This is a genomic window from Brevundimonas sp. ZS04, assembly GCF_001956865.1.
Lineage (GTDB): Bacteria > Pseudomonadota > Alphaproteobacteria > Caulobacterales > Caulobacteraceae > Brevundimonas > Brevundimonas diminuta.
Window position 1 is genome coordinate 1 of the sequence record NZ_MTHE01000020.1, and the last position, 17,322, is coordinate 17,322.

17 protein-coding genes are annotated in these 17,322 nt (G+C 68.1%); 7 read left to right on the forward strand and 10 right to left on the reverse strand.

All coding sequences use genetic code 11. The annotated features are described in order from the left end of the window. The 3 genes from BJP32_RS15465 to BJP32_RS15475 form a co-directional block, all read left to right on the forward strand. The coding region (locus BJP32_RS15465; RefSeq protein WP_304528518.1) for an oxidoreductase C-terminal domain-containing protein at window positions 1-283 on the forward strand (283 nt) is incomplete at its 5' end. Between the two features lie 111 nt (window positions 284-394). After that, window positions 395-2,659, forward strand: coding sequence for a TonB-dependent siderophore receptor (locus BJP32_RS15470; RefSeq protein WP_076224730.1), 2,265 nt, complete (start codon window positions 395-397; stop codon window positions 2,657-2,659). Between the two features lie 83 nt (window positions 2,660-2,742). Beyond that, entirely contained in the window at window positions 2,743-3,420 is a 678-nt protein-coding gene (locus BJP32_RS15475) for a Fe2+-dependent dioxygenase (RefSeq protein WP_046652258.1), read from the forward strand. A gap of 7 nt (window positions 3,421-3,427) precedes the next feature. Here BJP32_RS15475 and BJP32_RS15480 read toward each other — a convergent pair whose 3' ends face one another. The 5 genes from BJP32_RS15480 to murC all read right to left on the reverse strand — a co-directional run bounded on the left by BJP32_RS15480 (window position 3,428) and on the right by murC (window position 8,932). Then, on the reverse strand, window positions 3,428-4,495 hold the full coding sequence (locus BJP32_RS15480) for an FAD:protein FMN transferase (RefSeq protein WP_052747969.1): 1,068 nt from the start codon (window positions 4,493-4,495) through the stop codon (window positions 3,428-3,430). Between the two features lie 55 nt (window positions 4,496-4,550). Next, on the reverse strand, window positions 4,551-5,066 hold the full coding sequence (locus BJP32_RS15485; protein WP_046652257.1) for a DUF2271 domain-containing protein: 516 nt from the start codon (window positions 5,064-5,066) through the stop codon (window positions 4,551-4,553). An 11-nt stretch (window positions 5,067-5,077) separates the two neighbouring features. Beyond that, complete coding sequence (locus BJP32_RS15490; protein WP_076224732.1) at window positions 5,078-5,749, reverse strand: PepSY-associated TM helix domain-containing protein; 672 nt, start codon at window positions 5,747-5,749, stop codon at window positions 5,078-5,080. 63 nt (window positions 5,750-5,812) lie between these two features. After that, a complete protein-coding gene (locus BJP32_RS15495; RefSeq protein WP_076224734.1) occupies window positions 5,813-7,414 on the reverse strand; it encodes an ATP-binding protein in 1,602 nt (533 codons plus the stop codon). 117 nt (window positions 7,415-7,531) lie between these two features. Then, window positions 7,532-8,932, reverse strand: a complete 1,401-nt coding sequence (murC, locus tag BJP32_RS15500; RefSeq protein WP_076224735.1) for a UDP-N-acetylmuramate--L-alanine ligase — start codon at window positions 8,930-8,932, stop codon at window positions 7,532-7,534. A 79-nt stretch (window positions 8,933-9,011) separates the two neighbouring features. Between murC and BJP32_RS15505 the strand changes: the two genes are divergently transcribed. Then, the gene (locus tag BJP32_RS15505) at window positions 9,012-9,851 is read left to right on the forward strand and encodes an LD-carboxypeptidase (protein ID WP_003166130.1); all 840 of its coding nucleotides are present in this window, start codon (window positions 9,012-9,014) and stop codon (window positions 9,849-9,851) included. 7 nt (window positions 9,852-9,858) lie between these two features. On the opposite strand, the gene BJP32_RS15510 is transcribed toward BJP32_RS15505, so the two are convergent. Both BJP32_RS15510 and BJP32_RS15515 read right to left on the reverse strand, forming a co-directional pair. Further along, window positions 9,859-10,350, reverse strand: a complete 492-nt coding sequence (locus tag BJP32_RS15510; protein WP_076224737.1) for a TIGR02281 family clan AA aspartic protease — start codon at window positions 10,348-10,350, stop codon at window positions 9,859-9,861. 76 nt (window positions 10,351-10,426) lie between these two features. After that, window positions 10,427-10,645 (reverse strand): DUF1289 domain-containing protein, encoded by a 219-nt coding sequence (locus tag BJP32_RS15515; RefSeq protein ID WP_040346181.1) that lies wholly within the window; start codon window positions 10,643-10,645, stop codon window positions 10,427-10,429. Between the two features lie 165 nt (window positions 10,646-10,810). On the opposite strand from BJP32_RS15515, the gene BJP32_RS17530 reads away from it, so the two are divergent. Next, entirely contained in the window at window positions 10,811-10,972 is a 162-nt protein-coding gene (locus tag BJP32_RS17530; RefSeq protein ID WP_162938831.1) for a hypothetical protein, read from the forward strand. Window positions 10,973-11,098: 126 nt separating this feature from the next. After that, window positions 11,099-11,896 (forward strand): crotonase/enoyl-CoA hydratase family protein, encoded by a 798-nt coding sequence (locus tag BJP32_RS15520; protein ID WP_076224739.1) that lies wholly within the window; start codon window positions 11,099-11,101, stop codon window positions 11,894-11,896. Window positions 11,897-12,000: 104 nt separating this feature from the next. Here BJP32_RS15520 and BJP32_RS15525 read toward each other — a convergent pair whose 3' ends face one another. The 3 genes from BJP32_RS15525 to BJP32_RS15535 are packed head-to-tail and all read right to left on the reverse strand — an operon-like array spanning window position 12,001 to window position 14,979. Then, window positions 12,001-13,017 carry an HlyD family secretion protein gene (locus BJP32_RS15525; RefSeq protein WP_003166125.1) on the reverse strand — a complete coding sequence of 339 codons (1,017 nt, stop codon included), beginning with the start codon at window positions 13,015-13,017 and terminating at the stop codon, window positions 12,001-12,003. A gap of 25 nt (window positions 13,018-13,042) precedes the next feature. Then, window positions 13,043-13,801, reverse strand: a complete 759-nt coding sequence (locus BJP32_RS15530; RefSeq protein WP_003166124.1) for an ABC transporter ATP-binding protein — start codon at window positions 13,799-13,801, stop codon at window positions 13,043-13,045. 5 nt (window positions 13,802-13,806) lie between these two features. After that, window positions 13,807-14,979: an ABC transporter permease gene (locus BJP32_RS15535; RefSeq protein WP_040346171.1), complete on the reverse strand. Its 1,173-nt coding sequence runs from the start codon at window positions 14,977-14,979 to the stop codon at window positions 13,807-13,809. A gap of 183 nt (window positions 14,980-15,162) precedes the next feature. Between BJP32_RS15535 and BJP32_RS15540 the strand changes: the two genes are divergently transcribed. Continuing rightward, window positions 15,163-17,256, forward strand: coding sequence for a S46 family peptidase (locus BJP32_RS15540; protein WP_076224741.1), 2,094 nt, complete (start codon window positions 15,163-15,165; stop codon window positions 17,254-17,256). The last annotated feature ends 66 nt before the right edge of the window (window positions 17,257-17,322 follow it).

Consider the following 17,322-nt stretch of genomic DNA (forward strand, 5'->3'; position numbering starts at 1 on the left):
GCCGGAAGTGCCGTGGTTCTGGTCCGACCAGTATGACGTCAAGCTGCAGATCGCGGGCGTGCCCTTCGACGCCGACCGGCAGTTGGTGCGCGGCGACCTAGCCGGCGGCGCTTTCTCGGTTTTCCATCTGAGCGGCGACAGGATCGTGGCGGTGGAGGCGGTCAACGCCCCGGCCGACTTCATGGGCGGGCGGATGCTGATCGGGAAGGGGACGGCGGTGGACGACGCCCTGCTGGCCGATCCGACAGTGTCGATCAAGGCGGTCGCCAAGCCCCAGGTGTGACCTGCGTGTGACACCTGATCCGCAAGTGCGATTTAGTCGCAGGAGTCAGATTGTCGCACCCTGAAATGGTGCTAATGCGAGCCGGTCTCAATCAATGGCCGGTTCCTCCTCATGTCCGACACCCGCTCCGCCGCCCTCAAGGCGCTCCTGTTCGCGTCCAGCGCCGCCGGGATGCTGTGCGCCGCGCCCGCGATCGCGGCGACTGACGAGGCCGCGCCCGCCGATGGGGTGATCAGTCAGGACGCCACCAACCTGGGCACGGTGGACGTGCACGGCCATCGCGTGAAGCGCGAGCCGAAAGACCCGCAGTTCGTCACGCCTCTGGTCGATACGCCGCGCACCGTGACGGTGATCCCGCAGCAGATCATCGAACAGACCGCCGCCACCTCCTTGCAGGACATCCTGCGCACCTCGCCGGGCATCACCTTCGGCGCGGGCGAAGGCGGGCAGCCCCTGGCCGACCGGCCCTTCATCCGCGGTCAGGCGTCGGGCAACAACATCTTCGTCGACGGCATCCGCGACACCGGCGGCCAGCAGCGCGAGGTCTTCAACCTGGAGCAGGTCGAGGTCATCAAGGGCGCCGATTCCGTTTACTCGGGTCGCGGTTCGGGCGGCGGCAGCATCAATCTGGGCTCCAAGTCGCCGCGTCTGACCAACTTCGTCCATGGCTCGGCCGGCGTCGGCACGGACGACTATCTGCGCGGCGCGGTGGACGCCAACTGGCAGGTCGGTCCGACCGCCGCCATGCGCCTGAACGTCATGGCCTCGCAGGGCGACGTGCCGGGCCGCAACGGCGTCGACTTCGACAAGTGGGGCGTCGGGGCTGCGGTCGCCGTGGGCCTGGGCGCGCCGACGATGCTGACGGTCAGCTACTACCATCTCGACAGCAATCAGACGCCCGACTACGGCGTCCCGCTCTACACCAAGCTGGGCGGGGCGACCGGGCCGCGCCCGGACGCCTCGGGCGTGCTGGACGTGCCCTATGACAGCTTCTACGGCCTGAAGGCGCGCGACTATCTGAACAATACGGTCGACAGCCTGACGCTGGAGGTCGAGCATCGCTTCAGCGACACCCTGGCCCTGCGCAACGTCACCCGCTACTCGCAGACGCTGAACGATTATGTCGTCACCAACCCCGGCGACGGCGGCGCGGCTCAGCAGATCAACGGCGTCTGGTGGATGAAGCGGGGCCTGAAGTCGCGCTGGAACCCGGCCGAGACCCTGGCCAACGTCACCGACCTGCACGGCTCCTTCCTGACCGGTTCGATCAAGCATGACTTCGACGTCGGTCTGGAGCTGGCGCGCGAGAAGAACCGCAACGCTTCCTATAATGTCACGACCCTGACCGGCACGGCCTGCCCGGCGCCGCTGACGGGGCTGGACTGCATCCAGGTCTATGCGCCGAACCCGAACGACCCGTGGACGGGCACGATCACGCGCGGGACCGAGACCTATTCGGACACGGATGCGCTGGGGCTTTACGCCTTTGATTCCGTCAGCCTGGGCGAGCGGTGGAAGCTGAACCTGGGCCTGCGCTACGACCGCTATGACGTCGAAGGCACGGAGCTGCCGCGCGGCGCTACGGCGCCTGTCATGCGCGAGGCGGACTGGGACTTCGTCAACTATCAGGTGGGTCTGGTCTACAAGCCGACGGCGAACAGCAGCGTCTACGCCTCCTTCTCGACCGCTTCGACGCCGCCCACGATCTCGGCGGGCGATCAGAACGGCGTCGGTGGCGTAGGCAGCGGCAACCTGGCCAGCACGGTGTTGGATCCGGAGCAGACCGAGAGCTTCGAAATCGGCGCCAAGGCCAATCTGTTCGACGACCGTCTGGCGCTCAGCGGCGCCCTGTTTCACCTGACGCGCAAGGACGCGGCCATCGAAGTGGCGCCGGGCCTGTTCGAGCAGGCGGGCGAGACCAGGGTGCAGAGCGTGGAGCTGGGCGTGTCGGGCAACATCACCGACAAGTGGCAGGTCTTCGGCGGCTACACCTGGATGGACTCCGAACTGGTGCGCGGCGCCTATAGCAGCGTCAACCTGGGCGATCCGCTGGCCAATACGCCCGAGCACAGCGCCAGCCTGTTCACCACCTACCGCGTCCTGCCGAAGCTGAGCCTGGGCGGCGGCGTCTATTACGTCTCCAAGTCCTGGGGCGGGAACCAGGGCGGGGCCGGCGGCGGCGCCAACCGCGTCTATGCGCCGGAATACACCCGCGTCGACCTGTTCGCCTCTTACGACATCAACGACCGCGCCTCGCTGCAGCTGAACGTCCAGAACGCCGGGGATGAGGAGTACATCATCCGCACCAACGGCGTGCACCACGCCGATGTGGCCCCGGCGCGCCAGGCGATCCTGACGCTGAACGTCCGCTACTAAGAGGCCGCGTTTCGCGCCATCATGTCGGCCCCGTCGTTCGTTCGAGCGGCGGGGCCGATGCGTTTCCAGACGGTGAGAGAGCTATGCTGCTGCACATCCCCGAAGTCTTCACCAAGGCCGAGGTGAAGGCCCTGCGTCGGACGCTGGACGCCGGACCCTGGGCCGACGGCAACATGACCTCGGGCCATCAGTCGGCGACGGCCAAGCGCAATCAGCAACTGCCCGAGGACAGCGCCCAGGCGCGCGAGGTGTCGGCCCTGGTCGTCCAGGCGCTGAACGCCAATCCGATGTTCGTCTCGGCGGCCCTGCCGCACACGATCTTTCCGCCCCTGTTCAACCGTTATGAGGGCGGCGGCGAGTTCGGCACTCACGTCGACAACGCCATCCGCCAACGCGACGGCCATCGCATTCGCAGCGATCTGTCGGCCACCCTCTTCCTGTCGGAGCCTGAGGACTATGACGGCGGCGAACTGATCATCGAGGAGATGTACGGCGCCCAGTCGGTCAAGCTGCCGGCGGGCGATCTGGTTCTCTATCCGTCCAAGAGCCTGCACCGGGTGACGCCCGTGACGCGCGGCGCGCGCGTCTCCAGCTTCATGTGGCTGCAGAGCCTGATCCGCGACGACGCTGACCGCGAGAACCTGTTCCGCCTCGACGTGGCGATCCAGCGCGTCAATCTGAACAAAGGACCGAAGGACGCGGCGGTGATCGAGCTGACCGGCGTCTATCACAACCTGCTGCGGCGTTGGTCGGAGGTCTGACGCTCCCTCAGGCGTCGTCCAGCATGGCGGCGAAGGCGGGGGTCATGCGCTCGATCAGGCCGTCAGGCGTGCGTTCGGTGAAATGAGCGGCCAGGCCCAGGGCCTCGGCCAGTTCGGGCCCCTCGATCGGTCCCAGCACGGTCAGCGCCGTGGCCAGGGCGTCGGCGCGCATGGCCGAGGCGTCGAAGACCGTGACCTGGGCCAGGCCGTTGTCGACCGGCCGCCCCGTCGCGCCGTCCAGGGTGTGCGAATAGAGCCGCCCCCCATGGGTGAAGGCGCGGCGCCCGTCGCCCGAAGTCGCCATGGCCAGGTCGAGCAAGGCGGCGACCGTGCGCGGCGCGGGCGATCCGGCGACGGCTTCGATCTCGACCCACCAGGGTTGGGCGTCGGGCTTGACGCCGCGTCCCTTCAGCTCGCCCCCGATCTCGACCAGGTGCGAGGTCGCGCCCAGGGCGCTCAGCCGGTCCGAGACGCGATCGACCGCATGGCCCTTGGCGATGCCCGAGAAGTCCAGCTTCATGCCGCCGATCTGGATCGCCGCCTGAGCTTCGCGGTGCAGCCGCAGCTTCTGCCAGCCCGAGACGGCGCGCGCCGCCTCGATCTCTTCGTCGGACGGCAGGGGCAGCAGGACCGAGCGCGGTCCCGGCGGGCCGAAGCCCCACAGGTCGATCAGGGCGCCCAGGCTGGGATCGACCGCGCCGTTGACGTCGTCGGCCAGATCCAGCGCCTGGGTCAACAGGGCCCAGAAGTCGTCCGACAGAGCCCAGGTTCCGGCCGGGGCGGCGTTGAAACGGCAGATCTCGCTGTCGACCTCCCACGGGCTGAAGACGGCGACGATGCGGGCCAGTTCTTCCTCGATCGCCGTCGCGAAATCGCCCTGGGCGGCGCCCGGCGGCGGAACCAGCCGCACCGACCAGGCCGTGCCCATGGTCTTCCCCGACAGCGACCAGATCAGGTCGCTGGGCGGCCGTTCGGGCGCGCCGGTCATGGGCGGGATCAGAACGCGGTCGTCGCGTCGGCTGTCGTCCGGCCCTCCGATCAGGATCGGCGAGGGGGCGGAGGCGGATCGTTTCATGGGCGGCGCAACGGTCTGGCTGAAAGAGACGAAGGCCCCTTATGACTGGGATCGTTCAGCGGGTCACGGCGACGCGCACGGCGCGCAGTTCGGATGATCCCGTCCCGGAGGCCGTATTGGCCGCGCCCCAGCGGAAGGGCACGCGCACGGACTCGCGCCCGCCCATCTCGCGCGCCGCCTCGACGACCAGCGTGTACTGCCCGGCGGGCAGGTTCCGCAGGCGCGCGCCGGGCACGTTGACGGCATGGCGGCCGGGGGCCTTGGTCGGGCCGGAGATTCCGTCGGCGGGCATGGCCATGGCCCGGCCGCCCTTGCGCCACCAGGCGCGCAAATCCCTCAGCCAGTCTGTGCCGTCGCCCTGACTGTTGCGGCTGCCGGGGTGATACCAGACGGCCAGGGTCTGGACCGCGCTCTGATCCGGCTTTTCGATCCACACGGCGACATAGGGGCGGTGATAGGCGGCGCTGTTGATGCGCGGCAGCTCGATCGACACCGACAAATCGGCGGCCAGGGCAGGCGCGGCGGCCGCTGAAAGACCCGCAGCGGTCAGGATCAGGGGAAGCGGACGCATGAGGCGGCTCCTCAATGGATGAAGAACAGGGCGAGCACGACAGGGATCAGCAGCCCCAGCCCGACCAGCGGCCAGGTCAGGGGCCGCCGCCAGGCGTGCAGCCACAACAGGCCCAGCCCCGTCAGGGTGAAGACGATACAGGCGACGGCGAAGACGTCGATGAACCAGAACCAGGCCGCGCCGGTGTTGCGGCCCTTGTGCAGGTCGTTGAGCCAGGCGACCCAGCCGCGCGTGGTCTTTTCATGCAGGGCCTCGCCCGTCGCCCGGTCGATGGTCAGCCAGGCGTCCCCGCCGGGCATGGGCAGGGCGACGTAGATTTCCTCGGCCGTCGTCTCGGTCGGCTTTCCGGCGATGCGGACGTCGAAGGCCGCGTCCGCCCAGCGCGCCACAGCGTCGGGCGCGGGATCGGTCGTCTCCTGCGGAAACGTCGCCAGCCGCGCTAGCAGCGGGACGGGCAGGACGGCGGTCTGTTCGCGCACCACGGCCTCGGCCGGGATCTGTGCGGCGTGGTTCAGGGTGACGCCCGTCACGGCGAATAGCAGCAGGCCGATCATGCTGACCGCCGCCGAAATCCAGTGCCAGCTTTGCAACTGCCTCAACCAGAAGGCGCGCGCAGGCGGCCGTGCGGCCTTGGCCTTCGGCTGGGCGGCGGGCTTGACGGAAGAGGCGGCGGCGTCGGTCACGCCCTGGCCTTGCCATGAAATGCAAATGACTTGCAACTGCGACTATCGGCGCCGCTGATCCAGTCAGGCGGCCTGAGCGGTTTGTTCGCGCGACAGGACCAGGCGGATGGCGTTCAGCAGGGCCTCAGGCTGGATCGGCTTCTGCGCCACCCCGTCCATTCCCGCCGCCAGATAGTCCGCCTCGTCGCGCGGGTCGGCGTTGGCCGTCAGCGCAAGTATCGGCAGGGCGGACGCGGGGCCGGGCAGGGCGCGGATGGCGCGGGTGGCGGCGACCCCGTCCATCACCGGCATCTTCACGTCCATCAGGATCAGGTCGAAGGGCGCCGTCGTCGCGCACTCGACCGCCTGACGACCGTTCTCGGCTGTTTCGTGGGTGCAGCCGAACAACTCCAGCACCTTGCCCGCCACAAAGCGATTGGCGGCGTTGTCGTCCACCACCAGGACGTGCAGGGTGGGGTGGGCGGTGGGATCGGCCATGGCGCCGTCGTTGCGGCGTCCATCGGCCTCGGCCAGCGGCAGGCGCAGCTCGAAGCGGAAGCGCGCCCCGCCCTGGGGTGATCGTTCGACCGCCAGGCGCCCGTCCATGCGGTCTATGATCTGGCGGCAGATGGCCAGACCCAGCCCCGCGCCCGCGCCCTGGCGGCCCGCTTCGCCGGTGTTGAAGGGTTCAAAGATGGCGCGCGCGGCGTCCTCGCTGACGCCGGGTCCGCTGTCGTCGACCGTCGCCGACAGACACACCTGTCCGTCCTCTAGCGCCGTGTCCACGCGCACCTCGACGGCGCCGTCTTCCGTGAACTTCAGGGCGTTGCCGATCAGATTGTTCAACAGCTGCTTCAGCCGCATCTCGTCGCCGATGATCCAGCGCGCGGCGCGCAGATCGCCGTGGACGCGCAGGTCCAGCGCCTTCTCTTCGGCGCGAGGGCTCCACAGGGCCGACAGGTCCGCCGTCACCGCCTGAAGGTCCAGAGGGGCGGGCTCCAGCGTCAGCATCCCGGCTTCGGCGCGGGACATGTCCAGCGCATCGGTCAGCAGGCGCAGCAGGCTGGCGCCGGAGTCCAGAATGGTGCGGACGTGGGGGCGCAGATCCTCCTGCGTCAGCTGGCGCTCCATCAGGGCGGCCACCCCCAGCACGCCGTTCAGGGGCGTGCGGATCTCATGGCTCATCACGGCCAGGAATTCGGACTTGGCCCGGCTGGAGGCGCGGGCCTCGGCCTCGGCGCGGACCAGGTTCTGGGCCAGCTCGGCCATGGCCTCGGCGCGGCGCTTGTGGATCGCCACCCCGGCCTGAAGCACGTGCAGCCCGGCTCCGACCCCGACATAGCGGCCGCGCGAGACGACGATGAACCCTTTCAACAAGGCGCCGAGCCCCGCCGTATCCATTGAGGCGAACAGGACATCGGCCGAGGCGTCGGCTTCGACCATCATCGGATCAGGGTCCATCAGGGCCGAGATCGGGCGTCGAGCGTAAAGGGCGCGGCCGAACTCGGCGGCCAGCTTCAGGGTGAAGGCGTTGCGCTCGATCAGGCCGACGGGGTGTCCGTCGGCGTCGGCTACGGCGATGACCAGGGTCTCGGGCTCGGCCTCGAAACGGGCGAGGGCGTCCGCCCCTGGCGCGTCCGGCGCCATGGGCGCCGAGGCGTCCACGAAATCTCCGATTCTGGCCATTCCCAGCCGCCCCCTGCGTTTTGCGCGAGCAGGGTTAGGCCAGGGCGCTTAACAGGCGATTTGCCGGAAGTGAATGTTTTGCAAGGCTAATCTTACAGATAATCCGAGAGCGGATGATCAGAGGCGAGCCAGCAGTTCGGCCGCAAAGGTCGACAGGCTGTCGTCGCGCGCGCCCATCACCACGATCCGGTCGCCGGGCTGGGCGATCTCGACGATGCGGTCGCCGCAGTCGGCGCGGGTGGCCAGGGCCTGCGCCTGACGGCCCGCCGCGCGCACGCCCGCCGCGATGTCCTCGCTGCCGACGCTGCGGTCGGTGGTGCCGCCGTAGTAGACTGGCTCGGGCATCAGCAGCACGTCGTCACGGCGCATCAGACCGGCGAAGCCTTCGATGAACTCGCGCTGCATCAGCTTCAGCGGGCCGAAGCCGTGCGGCTGGAACAGGATCAGCAACCGTCCGTCGAAGGCATGCAGGGTCTTCATGGTGGCGGCGATCTTGTCCGGGTTGTGGGCGAAGTCGTCGATGACGGTGACGCCGTTTCGCGCGCCCACCACCTCCAGCCGCCGCCGGATGCCGCTGAAGGTCTCCAGCGCCGCGACCGCCTGATCCATGCCGACGCCCAGCGCCTTGACTGCGCCCAGCGCCGCCAGGGCGTTGGCGACATTGTGCGCGCCCGGCACGTTCAGCCGCGCGGCTCGCGCCGCCTCGCCGCGCACGCGAAACTCGAACGTCATGCCGGTGGGCAGCGGTTGCAGGTCGTGCGCTGACAGATCGGCCTCTTCCTCGCCCAGGGCGAAGGTGATCGCCTTGCCCGTCTCCAGGGTTTGCGCCAGCGCCGCCGTCTCGGGGTTGTCGAGATTCAGCACCGCCGTCGTCGCCCGGCCGACGAAGCCGCCGAACAGGTCGCGCAGCTCCTCCATCGACTTGTGGTCCAGCGAGATGTTGGAGACGACCGCCACGGTCGGGTCATAGCGGGCGATGGAGCCGTCGCTCTCGTCCACCTCGGCGACGAACAGGCCATTCTCATCATTTGCTCCGCCGATCAGGGCGCTGGCGAACGGGTGGTCGGCGTCGGCGAAGTTCTTCATCACGGCGCCGTTGACCACGGTCGGTGTGCGGCCCGCCTGATCCAGGATCCAGGCGATCATGCCGGTGATGGTGGACTTGCCGCTGGTGCCCGCCACGCCGATCGAGGTCGGAGCCGCGTTGAACAGTTCGCTGAGCAGCTGGGGACGGGTCTTGATGAGGGCGCCGACGCGCTTGGCCGCGCCGATATCGGGCACGGTGTCCTCGACGGCGCCGGTGGCGACGACCACCTGATCCTTGCTGACCACGCCCGATCCGTCCTGCGGGTGCAGGGTCACGCCGTGGGCGCGCAGCCAGTCGAACTTGTCCGGCGTGCGGCCCTGATCCAGGGCGCGGTCGGAGCCGGCGATGCGGTTGCCTTGCGCCTGAACGATCATCGCCAGGGGCAGCATGCCGGAGCCGCCGACGCCGCAGAAGAAATAGTCTTTGTTCATCGGCTTGATTTCAGGGCTGGAAACCGGGGAATGTCCGGCAGCCTGACTAGCACGTGAGGCGCCCGAGGCCACCCCGTCCATGCAGACCAGACCGTTCCGAATCGGCGTCGTCAACGCCAGCTCCCGCCTGGACCCCGCGCGGGGCGAGGCGATCCGGGCCTGGGCGGCGGCGACCTGGCCGAGCGGCGAGGTCGAGCTGGTGCTGCATCCGGCCCTGTTCGAGGCGCACGGCCATTTCGGCGGCGATGACGCCACCCGCGCCCGCGCCTTCGTCGAGACCGCCAACGACCCCGAGATCGACGCCGTCTGGTTCGCGCGCGGCGGCTACGGCGCCTGCCGCATCGCCGAGGCGGTGATCCCCGAGCTGACCGCCCACGCCTACGTCAAGCGTTACCTCGGCTATTCTGACGCGGGCAGCCTGCTGGCGGCGCTGTATCGCGCGGGCTTTCCCCATGTCGCGCACGGGCCGATGGCCTCGGACGGATCGCGCCATGACGCTGCGGGCCTGCGGGCGGTGAACTGGCTGCGGAGCGGCGACGCGGCGTCGCTGGAGCCGTCGCTGCTGACCGATCCTCGGCCCGCCGTCGGCTTCAACCTGACCATCCTCAATGAACTGGTCGGCACGGCGATCGAGCCGGACCTGACCGGCCACGTCTTGATGCTGGAAGAGGTGTCCGAGGCCCTCTATCGCGTCGACCGGATGATGTTCCACCTGACCGGTCAGGCCTCGATCCGCCGTGTCGCGGGCATCCGTCTGGGCCGGGTGTCGGACGTCACCGTCAACGACCCCGACTTCGGTCTGACGGCGGAGGAGATCGTGCGGTACTGGTGCGTGCGCTCCGGCATCGCCTATCTGGGCGACGCCGATATCGGCCATGACCGGGACAACAAGGTCGTGCCCTTCGGCCGGCGCGGCTGAGGCGCGTTCAGCCCCTCAGGATCAGGCCGTCGGGCCGCGCCTCGAAGGCCGACAGGCGGCCGAGGAAGCTCATGCCCAGCAGGGCCGCGGGCATGTCGCGATCGACGACCAGGGCCTCGACCGAAGTCATTTCGACCCCCGCCACCGACAGGGAGGTCAGCAGCACCCGCGCGGCGGGCACCTGGCCTGAGGCGGTGTTCAGCGTCTGGTTGAAGTCATGCGGTTTCAGCCGCACGCCCAGCCGATCGGCGTCAGCGCGGCTCAGCGTCACCACGCTGGCGCCGGTGTCGACCAGCATCCGCATCGGCCGCCCCTCGACGGTCGCCTCGGCCCAGTAGTGGCCGTCGGCCGCGCGCGTCACCGACGGCGCCTCCTTCACGGCCACGGCGGCATAGGCCTGGGCCGGGCCTTCCCACCACATCAGGGCGCCGATGCACGCCGACGCCGACGCCAGGGCGGCGGCGAAAACGACAGCGGAGCGCGGGTCAAAGCGGATCATGAAGCGGACTATGCCGGCTTGGTCTTCCCATGCGGTGAAGCGACGTGGCGAACGAAAGGTTGACGACCCAGGGTCTTCATTCGCCCAGCAGGCGAGGATCGATCCGCCCCTTGCGGCCCGACAGGTCGGTCATGACGGCGGCGCGGGCCTCGTCCGTCATCCGGCTCCAAGTGGCGATCTCCTGAAGCGTGCGGAAACAGCCCAGGCACAGGCCCGATGCGCCGTCGACGGTGCAGACCATGACGCATGGGCTGGCGACGGGGCGCGGCGGGCGAGGAGCGGGGGCTTCGGTCATGATTCGTGACGCTATCGCTACAATGAGTCCGAGAACGGACTATAATTCTTGACTTTTTCCACAGCTTCGCTATCTTCATCGTCGACGCGAAACGACTGACAGGGTGAGAGTCCCAATAAGCACGACGTGTCTTCTTTCATCGTTCAGCGAAAGGAGACGCCAAAAATGAACGAAAACAAAGAGCGCAATCTCCAGCACGCCATGCTGTCCTTCGCCCTATTCGGCGGGATGCTGGTGAACACGAAGCAGATGAACGGCGCAGGCGACCGCGTGGTCAGCCATCCGTCCAACTTCGTGCCCATAACGATCAAACGGCCGCGCGCGTAGTCGCGAGACTGGATGATCCAACCAGAAGCCCCGGTCAGAACGACCGGGGTTTTTCAATTCCGCCCTTGCCATCCCGCCGCGCCCTGGCCGACACCCACAGCTTCATTGGAGAAGAGGAAGCGCGGCATGGGTCTGATCGTCGAAGAGCGCAAAGGCGCGGTCATGGTCTGGACCCTGGATCGGCCGGACCGTCTGAACGCCCTGCCGGACCTGGAGGACGGCGAGGCCTTCGCCGCCGCCTGCGACGCCGTCAACGCCGATCCTTCGATCCGCTGCGTGGTGATGACGGGGGCCGGCCGCGCCTTTTCGGCAGGCGGCGACCTGAAGGCGATGAAGGACCGCCGCGACCTGTTCGAGGGCTCGGGCGCCGCCATCCGCGAACGCTATCGCCGCGTCGTCCACCGTATCGTGCGCGCCCTCTACGGGCTTGAGATTCCGCTGGTGACGGCGGTCAACGGCCCGGCCATGGGGTTGGGCTGCGACATCGCCGGGCTGGGCGACATCCGCATCGCCTCGGACCGCGCCAGCTTCGGCGTGCCCTTCATGAAGCTGGGCATCATTCCCGGCGACGGCGGTTCGTGGCTGCTGCCCCGCAATATCGGCTACAATCGCGCCGCCGAACTGCTGTTCACGGCCCGCTCGATCGACGCCGAGACGGCCGAGAAATGGGGGCTGGTCAATCGCGTCGTTCCGCATGAGACCCTGATGGACGAGGCGATGGAGACGGCCGGTCAGATCGCCGCCCAGCCGCCCCAGGCCCTGCGCATGGCCAAGACCCTGTTGCGTCAGGGCCGCGACATGAATTTCGATCAGATGTTGGAGTTGTCGGCCGCCATGCAGGCCCTTGCCCATTTGACCGACGACCACATCGAAGGCGTGACGGCGGTGCTGGAGAAGAGGTCGGGGGAATTTACGGGCGCATGATCCATTAAGGCCCTTCGCCGTCGGGAGGGACGGGAGAGGACTGGACAGTAAAAAAAAAAGGGGCCTCTCGCGAGGCCCCTTTCCGTTTCAGTCCGTCGGGCCGCTTAGCGGCGGGCCGGGGTCTGCATCGAGCGGTTGGCGGGGACGCCGGCGATGCTGGTGTCGCGCTTGGCGCCGGCCGTCTCGCCCGGTTTCATGAACTTGACCAGAACGCGCTGGCCGATCAGCAGCGGGGCCTCGTCGACGGCGACCACCACCTCGACCACGCGCTCGTCGGTGCGTTGCGACGGGTCGTCCGACGCCAGCTTGCGGGCGCCGAAGACGGCGGCGCGGCGCAGAACCTTGCCGACATAGACCTTCGACGGGTCGCCTTCCGGGGTGATCTCCACGGCTTGATCGGCGGTGATGTTCGGAATGTCGGCCTCGACGATCTCGGCGCGGGCGATGCGGGGGGCGTCGGGCTCCAGATCGAACATGTTCGACACGTTCAGCGTCGAGGCGCCGGCGCCGGGGTTGGCGTAGCGGCGCACGATGCGGCCGTCAGCGGGGGCGCGAATGACCGTCAGCTCGACGTTGTAGGCGGCCTCGTCGCGGCGGGCGCGGGCGGTCTGCACAGCCGACTGCTGCGAGCCGAGCCGCGCCTGGGCCGAGGCGATGGCGTCGCGGGCCTGGTCCAGGCGCTGGGCGGCGACGAAGTTGGTCGAGACCAGCTTCTGCAGGCGGTCGTACTCGCGCTGGGCCGTGGCGATGTCGACGTTGATCAGGCGCAGCTGGCTCTCGGCTTCCGACAGATTGGCGGCGGCGGTCTGCAGCGCCAGGCGCGGCTCGTCGTCTTCCTGGCGGGCCAGGATCTGGCCGGCGGTCACGCGGTCGCCTTCCTGCACCAGGACTTCGCGCACCACGCCGCCGCGGCGCGCGGCGATCTGGATGATGCCGCCCTCGACGTCGACCTTGCCGTTGGCGATGGCGGCATAGGGGCTTTCGACCTTTTTCTCGGCCTCGGCGGCGGCTTCCGCCTTCTTGGCGGCGCCGGCGGAGCGGACCATGGTGAAGCCGACGAGCAGCACGATCAGCAGCGCGAGGCCGATCCAGAGCCATTTGTTTTTCAGGAAAGCGGGCATGTGAGGCGTCCTCAGAGGATCGGTGTCAGTGCGAGGCCAGAACGGCGTCGGGATTGGGGGTGCGGCGCTGATCGTCGATGATCACGCCGTCTTCGATGTGGATGACCCGGTCGGCCCAGGCCTCGAGGCGCGGGTCGTGGGTCACGCAGATGACGGCGGCGCCGTGCTCGGTCGCCGCCCGTCGCAACAGGCGGATCACGACCTGGCCGTTCTCGCCGTCCAGGGCCGAGGTCGGCTCGTCGGCGAACAGGATCTGAGGATCCTTGGCCAGGGCGCGGGCGATAGCGACGCGCTGCTTCTCGCCGCCGGACAGGGCGGCCGGACGTTGGTGCAGGCGATGGCCGAGGCCGACCTCCTCCAGCGCCAGGGTCGCGCGCTTCCTGGCCTGATCGGACGTCAGGCCTTGGAACTTCAGCACCGTCGTCACCTGCTGCAGGGCGCTGAGCGAGGGGAAGAGGTTGAAGCCCTGGAAGATGAAGCCGCAGTGATCCAGACGGAACTTGTCGATCCGGCCTGACGACAGCTTCCACATGTCGTCCACGTCCAGCGCGTCGACGCGACCTTCCTCGGGGCGCAGCAGACCGGACAGGGCGGCGATCAGCGTCGACTTGCCTGATCCCGACGGCCCCATGACCATGGTCAGGTCGCCGTGGCGGGCGTCGAAATCCACGCCCTTCAGAACTTCGACGTAGTTCTTGCCGGACTTGAACCGCTTGATCAGCCCCTTGGCCTCGATGGCGAACTCGCCATGTTTGCCGTGAACTTTCGTGTGCCCAAAAGCCATAGTGTTCATCGCAGCAGGTCCGCAGGCTGGCTTTTCTTCAGGATGCCCATGGACAGGAAGCCCGAGAGCATGGCGATGGCGATCAGACCGCCGCCCACCACGATCAGCAGCGGCAGGGGCAGGGCGATGATGACCGCCTTGGACATGGCGAACAGGGACAGCAGCCAGGTCAGGCCGATGGCGGCGGCCACGCCGACCACCCCGACCCAGAAGCTCAGCTCCATGACGATGCGGCGCAAGGATCCCATGCCCACGCCCAGGGCGCGCAGCGAGGCGAACTCCTTGATGTTGGCCATGATGGCGCCGCGCAGGGTCTGCCAGGTGATGGCCACGCCGATGATGATGCCCAGCACCACGCAGCCGCCGATGATGATGACCAGGATGCCTTCTTCGAACATGGCGCCGGCGTTGGCGTCGGCCAGATCCTGGCGGGTCCAGGCCTTCCACTGGCCGTTGCCCATGGTGTTCAGTTGGGCGACCACGATCGCGGCGCGGGCAGGATCCTTGATCTTGATCATCAGGGGGCCGACGCGCGGGCCGGTGTCGGCCTGACCCAGCATGCGCAGGGTGTCGCGCGACATGACCACGCCGGGCTGCATCATGTTGGGATAGCCGCGGGTGACGCCGACGACCGTGACGGTCTGACCGTTGTACAGGGCCTTGTCGCCCAGCTTGACGCCCAGGGTCGTCAGCGCCGTTTCATCGACCGCGACGGTGTAGGGCTGGCGCAGGGCGTCGACCAGTTCGCGTGAATAGTCGGTCGGAATGGTGACCGAGCCGGGCGTGGTGTCGATGATGCTGGACTGGACGAATTTCAGACGCGGAGCGCCCTGCTTGGCGTTGTCGGCTTGGCTGCGGGTGGGGTCGACTTCATTGACCGACTGGAAGGTGCCGCCGGCGCCGTCCAGGGGCTGAACCTCGACCACCTCGGGATGGTTGTAGGCCAGCGGGATGAAGCGACGCGGCACGCCCGACGGCCCGTTGATAAGGCTCTTGGCGCCCGGTTGAAGGATCATGATGTCCGCACCGGACCGTTCGATCTGGGCGGTGAAGCCCTTGCCGATGCCGATGAAGACACCGGTCATGGCCAGCACGAGCAGACCCGAAAGGGCCAGCGCCATGACGGCGGCCATATAGCGGCGCCACTCGAAGAGCAGCGTGGATAGCGCGAGCGACATGACGCGTATTCATTCCCCTGACTTGCGCTGTTATCTGACCGCGCCTCGCCCCCGGGCCAAGTTAAATCGGGGTAAGGCTGGCTCTGCCGGATTTGTCACGGGGCTTGAGGAAGCGCCCCCGGCAAGGCTAGTGACGCGCAACAGCAAGGCGTGGCGTGGTGTCCCGCCTATTCGGAGACGCCTATGTCGCTTCGCCGCACTCTTTCGTTCACGGCTTCCCTGGCCGCCCTCGGCATGGCCGTCGTGGTGGTCAACGCCCCCGCTTCGGCTGCTCGCGCCGACGAGGGCATGTGGACCTTCGACAACTTCCCCATCCAGACGGTGAACGACAAATACGGCACGCGCATCGACCAGTCGTGGCTGGATCGCGTGCGGAACGCGGCGGTGCGCCTGCAGGGCTGCTCGGCGTCGTTCGTGTCGGGCGAAGGCCTGATCCTGACCAACCACCACTGCGTCATCTCCTGCGTCCAGGATCTGTCGACGGCCCAGAACGACTACGTCAAGAACGGCTGGATGCCCGCCACGCGTGAGGAAGAGAAGACCTGCCCCGGTCAGACGGCCGAGGTTCTGACCGACATCACCGACGTGACCGAGCGCGTCCTGGGCGCCGGCTCGGGTCTGGAAGGCGCCGCCTTCGTCGCCGCCCGTTCGGCCGAGATCGACGCCATCCAGAAGGAAGCCTGCGGCGACGACCGCAAGCTGACCTGCCAGGTCATCAGCTTCTATCGCGGCGGCAAATACGCCCTCTATCAGTTCCGCAAGTATGAAGACGTGCGTCTGGCCTTCGCGCCGGAGTTCCAGGCGGCCTTCTTCGGCGGCGACCCGGACAACTTCAACTTCCCGCGCTACGCCCTCGATGCCGCCTTCCTGCGCGCCTATGAGGACGGCAAGCCGGTCGCCTCGCCCAACCACCTGAAGTGGAATCCCAACGCCCCGGTCGACGGCGAAGTCACCTTCGTCGCGGGCAACCCCGGCTCGACCTCGCGTCTGCTGACCATCAGCCAGCTGGAGCGTCTGCGCGACCAGCAGATTCCGATCACCCTGATCCAGAGCGCCGAACTGCGCGGCCGTCTGGTCGAATATTCGACGACCGGCGAGGAAGAGAAGCGGGTCGCCCTCGACCCCATCTTCGGTCTGGAGAACAGTTTCAAGGTCTACTACGGCCAGCAGGGCGCCCTGACGGACCCGACTTTCATGGGCAAGAAGCGCCAGGAAGAGGCTGAACTGCGTCAACGCGTCGCCGCCGACCCGGCCGTGGCCGAGCGCATCGGCGACCCGTGGGGCGATCTGGAGAAGGTGCAGGTCACGGCCCGCGACCTCTACCTGCCCTATCGCCAGCTTGAGGCGAACGCCGGCGGCGGCTCGACCCTGTATTCCTACGCCCGGTCGATCGTCCGCGCGTCGAAGGAGCGCGCCAAGCCCGCAGCTGAGCGCCGCGCCGGCTACGCCGACAGCGACATCGCCGCCCTGGGCCGTCGCCTGGCCTCGGAAGCGCCGATCCCGCTGGGCGTCGAGGAGATCCAGCTGTCGCACTGGATGCTGAAGACCCGCGAGTATCTGACGGTCGACAGCGCTGACGTGAAGGCCATGCTGGGCGCCGAAAGCCCCGAAGTCATCGCCGCCCGCCTGGTGCAGAGCCGCCTGATCGACCCGGCCTTCCGCGCCGAGGCCCTGGCCATGACGCCGGAGCAGCTGGCCGCCTCGGGCGACCCGATGATCGCCTTCGTCCTGGCCAACGACAATGCGGCGCAAGCGATCCGCACCCAGTGGGACGCCGGCGTCAACGCCCCGACCGCCCGCGCCGCGGAAAAGGTCGCCCAGGCTCGCTTCGCCGTCTATGGCGACAACCTCTACCCCGACGCGACCTTCTCCTTGCGCCTGTCCTACGGCCAGGTGAAGGGCTGGACCCATCGCGGCGTGACCGTGCCGTCCTTCACCTACATGGGCGGTCTGTACGAGCGCGCCACCGGCGCCGAGCCGTTCAACGCCTCCGAACGTTTCGTCGCGGCGCAGGACCGGATCAACAAGGACGTCGTTTACGACTTCGTCTCGACCAACGACATTATCGGCGGCAACTCCGGCTCGCCGGTGATCAACGCCAAGGGTGAAGTGATCGGCGCCGCCTTCGACGGCAACATCCACTCCCTGGGCGGCTCGTTCGGCTATGACGGCGAGCTGAACCGCACGGTGACGGTCTCGACCGCCGCCGTCACCGAGGCCCTGCGCACCGTCTACAACCAGCCGCGCCTGCTGCGCGAACTGGGCGTGCGTCGCTAAGCCTGTCGGATTCAGGTCCGGGATTTGAGGGGCGTCTTCGGGCGCCCCTTTTTCTTTGTCCGCTCA